General features: G+C 53.9%; 14 protein-coding genes. 8 read left to right on the top strand and 6 right to left on the bottom strand.

Annotated elements, in window-relative coordinates; translation table 11 throughout:
- Nucleotides 1-4 precede the first annotated feature (4 nt).
- Together OZ656_RS16405 and OZ656_RS16400 are read left to right on the top strand one after the other, a co-directional pair.
- The gene (locus OZ656_RS16405; protein WP_379944719.1) at nucleotides 5-1,351 is read left to right on the top strand and encodes an efflux RND transporter periplasmic adaptor subunit; all 1,347 of its coding nucleotides are present in this window, start codon (nucleotides 5-7) and stop codon (nucleotides 1,349-1,351) included.
- Nucleotides 1,348-4,473: an efflux RND transporter permease subunit gene (locus tag OZ656_RS16400; RefSeq protein ID WP_278351244.1), complete on the top strand. Its 3,126-nt coding sequence runs from the start codon at nucleotides 1,348-1,350 to the stop codon at nucleotides 4,471-4,473. Before OZ656_RS16405 ends, OZ656_RS16400 begins: the two co-directional genes overlap by 4 nt.
- Before the next feature lie 563 nt (nucleotides 4,474-5,036).
- On the opposite strand, the gene OZ656_RS16395 is transcribed toward OZ656_RS16400, so the two are convergent.
- The gene (locus OZ656_RS16395; RefSeq protein WP_264766311.1) at nucleotides 5,037-5,159 is read right to left on the bottom strand and encodes a hypothetical protein; all 123 of its coding nucleotides are present in this window, start codon (nucleotides 5,157-5,159) and stop codon (nucleotides 5,037-5,039) included.
- Between the two features lie 293 nt (nucleotides 5,160-5,452).
- A complete protein-coding gene (locus OZ656_RS16390) occupies nucleotides 5,453-5,512 on the bottom strand; it encodes a hypothetical protein (protein WP_248185651.1) in 60 nt (19 codons plus the stop codon).
- 432 nt (nucleotides 5,513-5,944) lie between these two features.
- On the opposite strand from OZ656_RS16390, the gene OZ656_RS16385 reads away from it, so the two are divergent.
- The 3 genes from OZ656_RS16385 to OZ656_RS16375 all read left to right on the top strand — a co-directional run bounded on the left by OZ656_RS16385 (nucleotide 5,945) and on the right by OZ656_RS16375 (nucleotide 7,963).
- Nucleotides 5,945-6,625, top strand: coding sequence for an AraC family transcriptional regulator (locus OZ656_RS16385; protein ID WP_153741755.1), 681 nt, complete (start codon nucleotides 5,945-5,947; stop codon nucleotides 6,623-6,625).
- A gap of 84 nt (nucleotides 6,626-6,709) precedes the next feature.
- Nucleotides 6,710-7,609: a DMT family transporter gene (locus OZ656_RS16380; protein WP_153741756.1), complete on the top strand. Its 900-nt coding sequence runs from the start codon at nucleotides 6,710-6,712 to the stop codon at nucleotides 7,607-7,609.
- Nucleotides 7,610-7,630: 21 nt separating this feature from the next.
- Entirely contained in the window at nucleotides 7,631-7,963 is a 333-nt protein-coding gene (locus OZ656_RS16375) for a tRNA-binding protein (RefSeq protein ID WP_153741757.1), read from the top strand.
- Nucleotides 7,964-8,313: 350 nt separating this feature from the next.
- Here OZ656_RS16375 and OZ656_RS16370 read toward each other — a convergent pair whose 3' ends face one another.
- Together OZ656_RS16370 and OZ656_RS16365 are read right to left on the bottom strand one after the other, a co-directional pair.
- Nucleotides 8,314-8,454 (bottom strand): hypothetical protein, encoded by a 141-nt coding sequence (locus OZ656_RS16370; RefSeq protein ID WP_153741758.1) that lies wholly within the window; start codon nucleotides 8,452-8,454, stop codon nucleotides 8,314-8,316.
- A 22-nt stretch (nucleotides 8,455-8,476) separates the two neighbouring features.
- Nucleotides 8,477-9,016: a hypothetical protein gene (locus OZ656_RS16365; RefSeq protein WP_153741759.1), complete on the bottom strand. Its 540-nt coding sequence runs from the start codon at nucleotides 9,014-9,016 to the stop codon at nucleotides 8,477-8,479.
- A 167-nt stretch (nucleotides 9,017-9,183) separates the two neighbouring features.
- Between OZ656_RS16365 and OZ656_RS16360 the strand changes: the two genes are divergently transcribed.
- Nucleotides 9,184-10,128 (top strand): IS5 family transposase, encoded by a 945-nt coding sequence (locus tag OZ656_RS16360; protein WP_153741791.1) that lies wholly within the window; start codon nucleotides 9,184-9,186, stop codon nucleotides 10,126-10,128.
- Between the two features lie 127 nt (nucleotides 10,129-10,255).
- Here the strand turns inward: OZ656_RS16360 and OZ656_RS16355 are convergent, their stop codons facing one another.
- Together OZ656_RS16355 and OZ656_RS16350 are read right to left on the bottom strand one after the other, a co-directional pair.
- On the bottom strand, nucleotides 10,256-10,879 hold the full coding sequence (locus tag OZ656_RS16355; protein WP_286897095.1) for a hypothetical protein: 624 nt from the start codon (nucleotides 10,877-10,879) through the stop codon (nucleotides 10,256-10,258).
- Nucleotides 10,880-11,157: 278 nt separating this feature from the next.
- Nucleotides 11,158-11,352, bottom strand: coding sequence for a tyrosine-type recombinase/integrase (locus OZ656_RS16350; RefSeq protein ID WP_379944718.1), 195 nt, complete (start codon nucleotides 11,350-11,352; stop codon nucleotides 11,158-11,160).
- Between the two features lie 109 nt (nucleotides 11,353-11,461).
- On the opposite strand from OZ656_RS16350, the gene istA reads away from it, so the two are divergent.
- Nucleotides 11,462-12,967, top strand: a complete 1,506-nt coding sequence (istA, locus tag OZ656_RS16345; RefSeq protein ID WP_023011525.1) for an IS21 family transposase — start codon at nucleotides 11,462-11,464, stop codon at nucleotides 12,965-12,967.
- The gene (istB, locus tag OZ656_RS16340) at nucleotides 12,954-13,694 is read left to right on the top strand and encodes an IS21-like element helper ATPase IstB (RefSeq protein WP_011783606.1); all 741 of its coding nucleotides are present in this window, start codon (nucleotides 12,954-12,956) and stop codon (nucleotides 13,692-13,694) included. Before istA ends, istB begins: the two co-directional genes overlap by 14 nt.
- The last annotated feature ends 37 nt before the right edge of the window (nucleotides 13,695-13,731 follow it).

Below are 13,731 nucleotides of genomic sequence, written 5' to 3'. Positions count from 1 at the left end.
CATCATGGCTAATTTCGTTCGCCCATTGGGCTTTGTATTGCTCGGCGGGATTGCTGGCGTGGGTGCCGCCTATTGGCTGGCACCGGAAATTTTGTCCGATCCGACAGTGGAGGCGGCCGGTGGCGAGACAAAGGAGCCGCTTTACTGGGTCGCACCCATGGACCCTAACTTTAAAAGCGACAAACCCGGAAAATCACCTATGGGGATGGATCTGATTCCAGTGTTTGAGGATGCCGGGTCCGTTGACGACCCAGCCGGTACCGTTCGTATTTCGCCTGCCGTGGTAAACAACTTAGGAGTTCGCACCGAGTCCGTTATCCAGGGGCGCCTGCCAAATACCATAACTACCGTGGGCTACGTCCAATATAACGAAGACGAGATGGCGCACGTACACCCCAGAGTAGAGGGCTGGATCGAAGCGCTCTACGTGAAAGCTGAGGGGGAACCAGTCGAAAAAGGCAAGCCTCTGTATACTCTCTATTCACCCACATTGGTCAATGCTCAGGAGGAGTTGCTCGTGGCACTGAACCGGGGGAATCAGCGACTGATCAATGCCGCTGAGGAACGGTTGGTTGCGCTGAACGTGCCGGCCAGCCTGATACGGCAACTGCGCCAGACGAGAAACGTACAGAGAACGATGACCGTATACGCCCCAAGCTCCGGCGTTATCGACAACCTGAACGTTCGCGAGGGCATGTTCATAAAGCCCGGAGACCGGGTTTTGTCGATTGCTGCACTGGATGAAGTCTGGGTGATTGGCGAGATATTTGAAAGCCAGCTCTCGGCAGTGGAAGGCGATAGCCGGGTGGTGATGACTCTGGATTACATGCCCGGGCGCCAGTGGCGCGGAAAAGTGGATTATGTGTATCCCGAGGTTAATCCGAAGACGCGGACGGCCCGGGTCCGGATGCGGTTTGACAATTCCGACGGAGCTTTGCTGCCCGGCATGTTTGCTCGCCTGGAGGTCCAGGGGGATCGTGGGCAAAGACGCCTGTTGGTGCCACGTGAATCGATCATCCGCACTGGACAAAGCGACCGTCTGGTGATGGCGCTGGAACAGGGTGCCTTCAAGTCCGTCAACGTCACGGTAGGGCGGATTGGCGACAAGTACGCAGAAATACTGGAAGGCATTAAGCCTGGCGATACCGTGGTGACCTCTGCGCAGTTCCTGATCGATTCCGAGTCCAGCAAGACTTCGGATTTCCAGCGAATGTCGGCATCAGGCAGCAACGCCATGGATTTACAGATGGATCATTCGGGGCACGTCATGGATCCGGAGAAAGCGGAGCCCAAGATCGAACCTGAGGCGATGGACCATAGTTCCATGAATCATGGCGGAGGCGAATCATGATCGCTGCCATCATTCACTGGTCTGTTCGTAATCGATTTCTGGTATTGCTGGCCACCTTGCTTATTACAGGGCTTGGCCTTTACTCACTGAACAAGACGCCGGTAGATGCGCTGCCGGATCTTTCGGATGTGCAGGTCATCATCAAAACCAGCTTCCCGGGGCAGGCTCCGCAGGTGGTAGAAGACCAGGTGACCTATCCACTGACCACCGCCATGCTGTCGGTCCCGGGGGCCAAAACCGTCCGTGGCTACTCGTTCTTCGGGGACTCCTACGTGTATGTGATCTTCGATGAAGATACCGACATGTACTGGGCTCGCTCCCGGGTGCTGGAGTACCTCTCCCAGGTGGCCCCCAGCCTTCCGGACTCGGCCCGCCCGCAACTGGGGCCGGACGCAACCGGGGTTGGCTGGGTTTACCTTTATGCCCTGGTGGATCGCACCGGGAACAATGATCTGAGCCAACTGCGCAGCCTGCAGGACTGGTTTCTGAAATACGAACTGCAAACAGTTCCCGGTGTGTCCGAAGTGGCCGCGCTTGGTGGCATGGTGAAGCAGTATCAGGTCAAGGTCAGCCCGGAAAAGCTCAGGGCGTTTGGCATTCCTCTGGCTCACATCCAGAACGCTATCAAAAGAGGCAACCAGGAAGTAGGGGCCTCCGTCATCGAGATGGCCGAGGCGGAATACATGGTGCGCACGTCTGGCTACACCCAGTCCCGTGAGGATCTGTTGTCAATTCCACTGGGTCTCGATGACAACGGCACCCCTGTGCTCCTGAAAGACGTGGCCAGTGTTGAGGTCGGGCCGCAGATGCGGCGCGGGGTGGCCGAGCTGAACGGCGAAGGCGAAACCGTGGGTGGCATTGTAGTGATGCGCTTCGGTGAAAACGCCCAGGCAACGATTAACGGCGTAAAAGCCAAATTAGAGGAACTGAAATCAAGCCTGCCTGAAGGCGTGGAAGTGGTGACGGTTTACGATCGCTCCGGACTGATCGAGAGGGCGGTTAATAACCTTGGCTTCAAGCTGCTTGAAGAATTCCTGGTGGTGGGCCTGGTGTGCATGATCTTTCTGTTCCACGTGCGCTCGTCGCTGGTGGCGATTCTCAGCCTTCCCGTGGGTATTCTGGCGGCCTTTATCGTCATGCACTGGCAGGGTATCAACGCCAATATCATGTCCCTCGGAGGGATTGCCATCGCCATCGGCGCCATGATCGACGGCGCCATCGTGATGATCGAGAACATGCACAAGCACATGGAGCGGACACCGCTCACGCCCGAGAACCGTTGGGAGGTTGTTGCCAGGTCAGCCTCGGAGGTTGGTCCAGCATTGTTTTTCTCGCTTCTGATTATTACGGTCAGTTTTGTGCCGGTGTTTGCCCTGGAAGCGCAGGAAGGACGGATGTTTGCCCCGCTGGCTTTCACGAAGACCTATGCCATGGCAGCCAGTGCGGCTCTGGCGGTGACGCTGGTTCCGGTGCTCATGGGCTATTTTATCCGTGGCAAGGTGCTGCCGGAACACAAGAATCCCGTGAACCGTCTGCTGGTCGGTGCGTATATGCCGGTCCTGAAGTTGGTCCTTCGATTCCCGAAAACCACTGTTATGGCTGCACTGCTGGCACTGGCTGTGGGGCTTTGGCCGGCGACCAAGATCGGGAGTGAGTTCATTCCACCGCTGGATGAAGGCGATCTGATGTACATGCCGACCACTTATCCCGGGATCTCAATCGGTAAAGCCCGCCAACTATTGCAGCAGACCGACAAGTTAATTGCGACCGTCCCGGAAGTTAAAACCGTATTCGGTAAAGTAGGACGAGCAGACACCGCAACTGATCCGGCGCCGTTAACCATGATCGAGACGTTCATCCAGCTCAAGCCGAGGGATCAATGGCGGGAAGGCATGACCACCGAAAAGCTGAAGCAGGAGCTCAATACTCTGATTCGGTTCCCGGGGGTAACCAATGCCTGGGTTATGCCGATCATCACGCGCATCGATATGCTGGCAACGGGTATTAAAACGCCGGTGGGCATCAAGATTGCCGGTCCGGACCTTACCGTCATCCAGAACATCGGTAAACGCCTTGAGGAAGTCATGGTCGACATCCCCGGTACAGCCTCCGTTTACTCTGAGCGAGTCGCTGGGGGCCGCTACATCAAGGTGGATATTGATCGTGAGCGTGCCGCTCGTTATGGGCTGAATATCGCTGATGTTCAGCAGGTAGTGGCCTCCGCTATTGGTGGAATCAACGTTTCCAGAACCATCGAGGGACTTGAGCGGTATCCCATTAATCTTCGTTATCCGGAAGACTACCGGGATTCTCCAGAGAAGCTGGAGCAGTTGCCCATCGTTACGTCAACGGGGCAAAGGATTGCGCTTGCCGATGTCGCCGATATCCGGGTAGAAGATGGTCCTCCCGCCATCAAAAGTGAAAACGCCCGCCTCAATGGCTGGACCTTCGTGGATATTGAAGGGGTTGATGTCGGCACCTATGTGGAGCAGGCCATGGCCACCGTTAACGAGGAGCTCGATCTGCCTGCGGGCTATTCGGTTACCTGGTCTGGCCAGTATGAGTACATGCTGCGTGCCAAGGAAAAGCTCACCTACGTGGTGCCGCTGACGCTGGCGATTATCGTCATTCTGCTGTTCCTGAACTTCCGCCGTTTTGCGGAAGTGGGCATCATCATGGGTACGCTGCCGTTTGCCATGATTGGCGCAATCTGGCTGATGTATCTGCTGGGCTATAACTTTTCGGTTGCGGTCGGTGTAGGCTTCATTGCGCTGGCCGGCGTTGCCGTGGAGATTGGTGTGATCATGCTGGTGTATCTGAACCAGTCTTACGAGGAAATGTTGCAAACCTGTAAGGAGAAGGGGGCGACTCCAAGACGCGAGACGTTGCGCCTTGCCGTGCTTCATGGTGCCGGATTGCGCGTGCGGCCTATAATGATGACTGCTGCTGCTATTATCGGAGGTTTGGTGCCTATCATGGTTAGCACTGGTACCGGCTCCGAAGTCATGGGGCGCATAGCTGCACCAATGGTCGGTGGGATGATATCTGCTGTGATTTTGGCGCTGTTGGTGATACCGGTAGGTTACTATCTCTGGAAATGCAGGAGTATTTCCGAAGGGTAAAGAAAACTAGACCTCGCCATATTGCTTTCGAGATTCTGGCGAGGTCTGATGATGCAGCGGTGTCTGGGTAATGTTGTTATAAAGCAAGAGCCTGGGTATGGAGTCCCGGGCAGATACTCTGGCAACATATTTCCCGGGGGAGGTTTCCTGCCCTCTAAAAGGCCGAGAACAGCAGCGATGGGGTAGGCCCAAATTTGATGGGGTTCAATCATGTCTCGCATGGAGTCCTCGTGCCTTTGTGGTTCGCCATTCGTTTGGAATCTGCATGATGAGGTATGTCACATAGCGCGCCGGTTAACTATGTTTATAGGTATTTGCCCCCTCGTGCTTGTAGTCAGGGTGTTCAAATTCCAGTGTTGAATGAGTTACGCTGAACTCTTTCTCCAAAGCCTGTTTTATCCCGTCCTTGATTTTCTCAAGTTCATTCCACGCACTCATCTCGACAACCACACGGGCGTCGAGCGAGGCATCATGCTCACCCACCTGCCAAAAATGTACGGGGTGAAGTCGATAACTCCTTCTAAGTCTGATACTGCCCCAATGACGGAATCTGTGCCGATATCCTAGGGACTCCCCAGCATGAGTGTTCTGATGGTCCCGCCAATTTCTGTCAGGTCCAGGTAGAGAATATAGCTGGCCATGCCAATGGTGATTGCGGAATCAACCCAGCGCATGTCGTAGAGCAAGATAAGAGCTCCGCCTATAACACTGCTATTGACGCAAACGCATCAGACAAGTTGTGTAAAACAACGCATGAATATTAACGCTGCCCTTCTGCATTGAGTAGGTCAGCAGCGCGCTCAACGCGTCCATTATCAGTGCAACAATGTAAGTCAGACTACCCAACACCCCTTGAGTTCCAGCGGATCTGGGAACCGCATGACACCCTCGTATATCAGGTAGGGCCCTATCATGATCAAGGTGGTGTATTTAACAGCGCAACACCTACCTTTATTCGCCCGTAGCCGAAGGTCAGCTTTTATTCAGCCGGGCGACGCGCAATCTTACGGGCCGCGAACGCGATAATCAGCGATGCCATGTCCCAGAAGTTATGTATAGCATCGGCAATCAGCGCCAAGCTGCCGGCAAAGTCCTTTCCGCGATCTGGACGAGAGTCAGGATGCCGTTTGCCCAGATGGCTACTGCAACCCGTTTATGCTTGGTTTCAGGGGGAATGTGAAATAGCTGTATACTGAAAAAGTGTGCTTTCCCTCATATAGGTTTCGAAGTAATGCGGGAAGAAGCGTTAATTGGTTGCTTCCAATGTTCGCATTGCGACCGTCCCGCATCTCAGGCAATTCCTAAAAAAAGCGGAAATTCTAGCCATAAACCGTTTAGGCGTGGTTCACAAGATACTTCGTCACTGCCAGTTTCCCGCGTTTTCACTATGAACCGGTCCGATCCCGGATGAGAGATGAATGAAAGGGTCGTTCTGTGAGGATTTTCAAATGTTCCTGATTATACTGGTCGCATGAAGCATTCTGAGATCGGCTTGCATATACGAACCTACGAGGATGAGGGAAAAAGCCACTCCCACGACCATCATCAACTGGTATTGCCGTTGGTGGGAACGTTATCTCTGTCGGTAGATGCCATCGAAGGGGAAGTGGCTCAGCATCGAGCGGCAATTATTCCCGCGGGAATTGGCCATGGGTATGCCGCGGCGCTGGACAAGCTACCTTGTTTCGTAGACTTGGATCCAGCATTGCTCCACTACATCCAGTTCCTTCACGCACAGCTCCATAATGGGACAGAGTCGGATTTTACCCAACATCAAATGCTACTCCTGCTGATTCAGTTGCTTCAGGAGCGCCATGGAAGTCAGCTGAAGCTGGACCGCAGAGTCCACGCCGCGAAACAATTTCTGGACGAACACTTCAACCGACCGCTGTCCTTGGCCGAGGCGGCTGCCGTGGCACATCTGAGCATTCGGCAGTTGAACGATCTGTTTCGGCGCCAGGTCGGCATGACGCCGCATCAATACCTCACAGAGTTACGAATGAAAGAAGCTTGGCGGCTTCTGGAGCAGTCGGGGCTCAGCGTCCAGCGAGTTGCCGACGCTGTCGGCTATTCATCGTTATCGGCCTTTAGCGACCGGTTCAGAGCCCACTTTGGCAAAGCACCCAGCCACTTCCGCCGTATTTCGAAATAGTTCCGCCAGGATTTGAAAGTTCCTACCCTTCGCACTGGATACCCTTCTGCAATCATTCACACATGAGAGTTTCGGGAGGGTTTCATGGCATCTGTTAACGCCGCAACCTGGATCGGGTCGATTTCCGTTCTGTTATGGGGCACTTTGGCATTGCTGACCAAGCTTTCCGGTGGTGAGATTCCGGAGTTCCAGCTCATGGCCATGACCTTCGGTATCGCTTTTCTGTTGATGTGCGGCCGTTGGGTCTTCTCGGGGCATTCCGGTGTGCGTTATTTACGGCAATCGCCACTTGCATGGTGCATCGGCGTCGTTGGCTTGTTCGGTTATCACTTTGCCTACTTCAAGGCTATGACACTGGCCCCCGCCGTCGAAGTCAGCCTTCTTGCTTACCTCTGGCCGCTGCTGATCGTCCTATTGTCGACCTTCCTGCCGGGCGAGAAACTACGAGCTCAGTACATCGTTGGGGCCCTGGTTGCCCTGGCAGGTTGCTGGTTGTTGATCAGCCGCAATGCCGATGGATTTGCCTGGGAGAACCTGCCGGGTTACCTGGTGGCTCTGTCCTGTGCTCTGATCTGGTCATCTTATTCCGTTCTTAGCAGACTGGTTCGCTCGGTACCAACCGATGCCGTGGGCTGGTTCTGCGGTGTTACGGCCATTCTGGCGTTGATTTGCCACCTTTTGTGGGAGGAAACGGTATGGCCAGAAGGCGCACTTCAATGGATTGGCGTGGTGGGGCTCGGCCTCGGACCGGTGGGCATAGCATTCTTCACTTGGGACCATGGTGTAAAGCACGGAAATATCCAGTTACTGGGAACCCTGGCATACAGTGCGCCACTGATTTCAGTGATCCTGTTGATTCTTGCCGGATACGGCGAGGCTACGGTTGCCGTGTTGAGTGCCAGCATCCTGATTGTCATTGGTTCTTTGATCGCGGGTCGTGCGAAGAGCCGGACGGTCGCCGAGCTAGAATTGTTAACAGACTAACTACGTCGAAGGAGCAATAAGATGATTACTTGGGACGATTTCGAGAAGGTTGAACTGCGGATCGGGACCATCATTGAAGTGACGGATTTTCCCGAGGCACGCAAGCCTGCTTATAAATTGCGAGTGGATTTCGGGTCGGACATTGGTATTCGTAAATCGAGCGCACAGCTTACGGGCCTCTATGGCAAGGAGGAGCTCGTTGGCAAACAGGTTCTTGCCGTTACCAATTTCCCCCCCAAACAGATCGGACCATTTTTGTCGGAGTGCCTGGTCACCGGCGTGCAGACGGAGAAGGGCGCAGTTACCCTGGTAAGACCGGACGCGCAGGTGGATAACGGAGAACGCCTGTTCTGAGTTTCGGCGGCTTCCACATCGCGGGCCAATCGGTATGCGAGTCCAAGTGAGGGTGATGCATGGTACAGAGTCTCTTGTGCTGGCAATGGTGAGCGGAAAGCTCACCGTTGCAGCGCTCCAATGCACTTCCCTCCGATTCGCGGATCCAAAATAGCCGCAAAGCTCCGTGTAATCGTCAAATCCAAATGTCCGCTTTGCGACCATTCAGGCCTAATGACGGGATTTTCTGAGCCATTGTCGTGAATCCGCTAAAGGCGGGGTGGAGCATTTGAGCGCAATGGTGATTGAGGGAGATCACCATTGCGCCTTGAGCTACCAGAAATCGTTTCATGGCCATCGAGGTGAAGTAGTCAAAGGGTATCGTTGTCGTCCCTCTTTTTTTCGTCATCTGCCATGTCTTTCTCCACTAACCCAAAGATTTTATAAAGTATCAGGAAACCGGTGGAAAGAATCAGAATAACGGCCAGAAGGGCAATCATGGGATGTATCATCTGGCATTCTCCTGGAAGTTCATCAAATCCATGCGCTATTGAGTATGTCTGCTAACTCTTCACCTGATGAGCAAGCGTTGGTTTCTGGCTGTTCACTAATCATTTTCGCATTCAGACCTTCATTTGGAGCGGTGTCGTAAAATGTCGATTGGTTTGGGGATTCATTATCAAACCGGTCGCTGGTTCCTGCGTTTCGGGCATCGCTCTCTGATCTATCGTCAGGTACAGCTATTTCGGCTAGCTCTGAACTTATTTCATCTGCGTCAAGGACACCAGGGCTATCACCGGTTGCCGAAGTTGTAGCTGAACCAGTCGCAAGCGCGTTTTGGCTTCTGCTCAGAGAATTATCTTTGGACGAGAGTCTGTTCACAATCCACGTCAGGCCTATGGCAATGGCTGCGATCTCAACGGCGACATTGAGAAACTCCTGAGACCGCTCCTGCAGAACGGTGAAGGTTCCACTTAGGCCGTTGATGAGCGACATTAGCAATAACTCAAGTATGAAAAACGTTGCGCGTACGGCAGACAGGATTACTACTGACTTCCAGATTGTTTTGACCATCAGATCTGCTCCATCGGGATATGATTGAGCTAGACTTACGGACGTGGCGGTATTTGGAAAAGCAAGTTTTAGATGTTCGGGTGACCATAGAGTTAGGGAAGCTCTGAATAAGTCTCAAAATCAGCGATAATACGGTCATCGTCAACTGCACAGGATTCGTTGCCACCATGGATCAGATCACCTTCTCCGAAGCCGAGTACCAGACCAAGAAGCGTAAAACCCGCCGCGAGATTTTTCTGGAACGGATGGACAAGCTGATTCCGTGGAAGCAGTTGGAGAAGAAGGTAGCCCTATATTACCCCAAGGGCCAGACTGGCCGGCCACCGTATCCGCTGCCGACCATGCTGCGAGTCCACTGCATGCAATTGTTCTATAACCTCAGTGATCCTGCCATGGAAGACGCATTGTATGAGATCGAATCCATGCGCCAGTTCGCCGGCCTGAAGCTGGACCGATTGCCGGACGAAACCACCATTCTCAAGTTTCGTCATTTCCTGGAGCGCCATGGCCTTGGCAAGGTGTTGTTCAAAGAGGTGAACAAGCACCTGGAGAAAAATGGTTTGATGCTGCGTGAAGGCAGCATTGTGGATGCTTCCATCATTTCTGCACCAAGCTCCACGAAGAATGAAAGCGGCCAGCGCGACCCTGAGATGCGACAAACCAGAAAAGGCAACCAGTGGTACTTTGGCATGAAGATGCATATCGGCGTGGACGATACGCTCGGCTTGATCCACAGCATCGATACCACCGCTGCCAATGTCCACGACATCGTGTCCGCCGGCAACCTTCTTCACGGTGACGAGCTGCGCGTGTTCGGTGATGCCGGTTATCTTGGCATTCAAAAGCGGGATGAGCATAAAGATCGCCAAAATGTATCCTGGTTCATTGCCAAGCGCCCCGGTTCTCGTAAAAAACTGGACGACCGAAAGCTAAAGGCCGAGAAGCTCAAAGCCAGCGCCCGGGCCAAAGTGGAACACCCATTCCGGTACATCAAGCAGGTCTTTGGCTATAGCAAAGTTCGCTATCGCGGCTTGGCCAAAAACAGTAACCGATTGCACTTGCTGGCTGCGTTCAGCAACCTGCTGATGGGTGAAAAATACCTGCTGTCGTAGGGTCAGTTCGCCTGTTTTCCGCCAAAACGGCGGGAAATAGGCAAAAATCGAACAAAACAGAGGGTGATAACGCCAAAATCGCGCTTGAATGGCTTTTTTTCGAGTTGAAAAGCGATTCAGCGATAAATCAGGCGTTAATCAGACCCTCCATAACAATTCTCTCTTGCTCACTTACATAAAATCCGTTGGTATCAAACTGCTTCCGCAAATATTCATGAGATATTGATCCGAAGAAATCTGAAAAATCGAACTCTGCGACAAACGCTCTTGCGTCAAGCGAAAGGTCTACGGAGATGTCCTGGATCGCAAAGTGAACGTTCCGGTCATTTCGATACGCATAAGAAAAGGAGCTGAAACGATGTTGATTCTTCTCCAGTAGCCTTTCATAAAAAATACGCGAGACTGCGACATCAGGAAGTTGATAGATCGACAGAGTTCGGGTTCCACCTCCGGGCTTATCAATTTTTTTCTCGAAGGGACGCCGAGGGTGGTATGTCCCATCTGTCAATTTCTTCGCAATTGACCTGGCGATGCTTTTGCGGCGCTTCCGAACGTAAAAAGGGTTAAATTTAGGATCGATTCGCCAATAGTCGGGAGTTTTTACCTCCTTATCTGGCGCGTCGAGAACCCTCTCCTTGTTACGTTTGTGCTCTAGATGAAGAAAGTTGTGGTACGCGTGGTAGCGGTCGATTAGCTTTTGGGCTTCCTCTTCTATGACCAGCGCAAGATAGTCTTCGAAACGATTACTCATAAAAACAAAAAGCCCGTCCAATGAACGGGCTTCCCACGGGTACAACCATGCAAAAGTAAGTTTCCATTTGGTCGAAGCCTTGGAGCATCTTCCCCATTGAAGTACTGGGCACCCGTTAGTTCCCTAAGAACCTGATTTCCACTCCCGTCGGAGTGTTGTCGCCCCACACTTCTATGGGGGTCAGGAGAGCGTAGCATATAACCTCTGATCTTGGACACGATTCTGCCAAGCACCGAATGCACCCTAGCAATAACGTCTACAGTGTCCAGAATGGCTCATCAATCCAGAAGCTTTGCCGCTGACTCCAGATGCTCTTCTGTCGAATGCACGTAAATCATCGTTGTGGCGATGCTCGCGTGTCCTAACCATCGTTGAATCGTTTTGAGGTCGATATTTTTCTCTGAGGCTCGCGTTGCAAAGGTGTGTCGTAGTGCATGATGACCTTTTGTTAATGGCCAATTAAAATGACCCACTACTGGCCATTAATTTTGACCCACCTCCGAGTGGCCGTCAGGCCACAGAACCAGCTACTGTCCCCAGCTTTTATCGATGGCCGGGGGCATGTCAGTGAAGGAGTGGGTTGTGATACACAAGATCAAGGCACTGCACGATAACGGCAAAGGGTTGTCGATCCGCGCCATCAGTCAGGAACTGGGGTTGTCCCGCAATACCGTTCGCAAGTATCTGCGGATGGATGAGAACGCGATTTCGGAACAGATAGAAGATCCCTCACGCACCAAGCGCCTCGATGATCACCGGGATTATCTGATTCATCTTCTCAAAGAATTCCCCAAGCTCAGCGCCGTCAAAATTGCCCGCAAGCTGCAAGCGAAGGTTGGTGAATTGCCAGCTTCGGATCGTTCCATTCGCCGCTATGTGCGAACGCTCAAGGGGGAAGTGGCCTCAGCCCAGATGCGCTATTACGAACCCATTCTGGACGATGTGCCGGGTGTTCAGTGTCAGGTGGACCCGGGTGAGTTGCGCGGCGTGCTGATTGGTGGCGAAGAGCGCACGCTGCACTTCGTGGTGTTCGTGCTGTCCTACTCGCGGTTGATGTACGTGGGTCTGGCCTTCCGCCCACTGGATACCCAGACCTTTATCCAACTCCATAACGAAGCCCTGCGTTACTTCGGTGGCCTGCCGGAGGAATGCGTCTACGATCAGACCAAGCTGGTGGTCATCAACGAACAGTACCGGGAGCTGACCCTCAACCAACGGTTCCACGAGTATGCCACCACGGCCGGGTTCCGGATCCATGCCTGCGAAGGTTATGACCCGGAGAGCAAGGGCAAGGTGGAAGCTGGCGTGAAGTACGTCAAGCAGGATTGCCTTTACGGTGAGGTCTTCCGGGACCAGGAGCACGTGCGCCAGCACGTGCAGGACTGGCTTGAGAGCGTAGCCAATGTCCGCATCCACGGCACCACCGGAGAGCCACCCCGGGAACGCTTCGAACGGGATGAGCGAGAACACCTGGAGGCTTACCTGTCACCAGCTTGCGTGCAATCTGTGGCCCACGAGACACGTCGAGCCGACAAGACCGGCCTGATCGCCTGGAAGGCCAACAAGTACTCTGTGCCCATGGCCTGGCAACAGGCCCGGGTGGGCGTTCTGGAGTCCGGCGGCCAACTCCACATCAGCGACCTGAACACAGGGGAAGTCATTGCCAGCCATGCTCTGTGTGCCGATAAAGGCAAGGTGATCAAGAACACCCACCACTACCGGGATCATGCCCAGCGGGTGGCCGCCCTTGAGGGTAAGATCAACGACCTGATCGGCAGTGACATCGGGCCACGGTTGTGCCAACAGCTCAAGCGTTCCGAGCCCAAGATCTACAAGGACCAGCTGGTGGCTGCCCGTGACCTGCTCAAGCGCCATGCGCCCGTGGATCCGGCATTAATTACGACGCTGGCAGAGCGTCCCGGCATGACCGCGACACGGCTGCAAAGTTATCTGGAAGCAGCCCAGGCCGCCGTTCTCCGGGAGCGACAGCCGGAACCGCTATCGGAACCAAAAGAAACACTGGATCTGAGCGCTTACCGCCATATTGGCCGCTCCAGTGGCCAGGGGGTGACCCATGAGCCAGCTTGAACAGACCGAGGCCCGTTACCGCAGCCTGCGCCTGAGCGCGGCCGCCGACGAACTGACCAACCTGCTGGCCGAGGCTGAAGCCAACGAGATGTCCTATCTCAGCTTCGCGGACCGGCTTGCCGAGCACGAACTGACCCAGCGCCAGGACAAACGCATCCGCCGGAACCGGAAAATGGCTGCGTTCCCAGCGGAGAAGCGCCTGGAGGGCTTCGACTACCGGCACCAGACCACCATTACCAAACGCCAGGTCAATGCCTTGCTGGACTTCCAGTTCATCGACGAGCGAAACAACCTGGTGTTCATCGGCCCGCCCGGTGTAGGCAAGACCCACCTGGCCATCGGCATTGGCCACAAAGCTGTGGAGGCCGGCTACCGGGTACTGTTCCGCAACGCTCTCGATCTGGTGGAAGAACTAGAGCTGGCCGAGATGAAGGGTGAGTTGAAAAAGCGGGTCAGCCAACTGGCCAAGTACGACCTGCTGATCATTGATGAACTGGGCTATCTACCGATGACCCGGCAGGCCCGATACAACCTGTTCCAGTTGATCAACAGCCTATACGAATACCGTTCAATCATCCTGACCACCAATAAGGACTTCACCAGCTGGGGCGAGTTCTTCCACGACGACAACGTGGCGGTGCCGATCATTGACCGGGTTATCCACCATTCACACATCTTTATGTTGGGAGGAGAAAGCTATCGGCTAAAGCAGAAGACAACAAGCTAGACTATGAAAGGTGGGTCAATTTTATTGGCCAAAGGTG

It is taken from the genome of Marinobacter sp. LM1 (assembly GCF_042763285.1).
GTDB lineage: Bacteria > Pseudomonadota > Gammaproteobacteria > Pseudomonadales > Oleiphilaceae > Marinobacter > Marinobacter nauticus.
The sequence above is the reverse complement of the archived record's forward strand: the minus strand, read 5'-3'. Positions and strand labels throughout refer to the sequence as shown.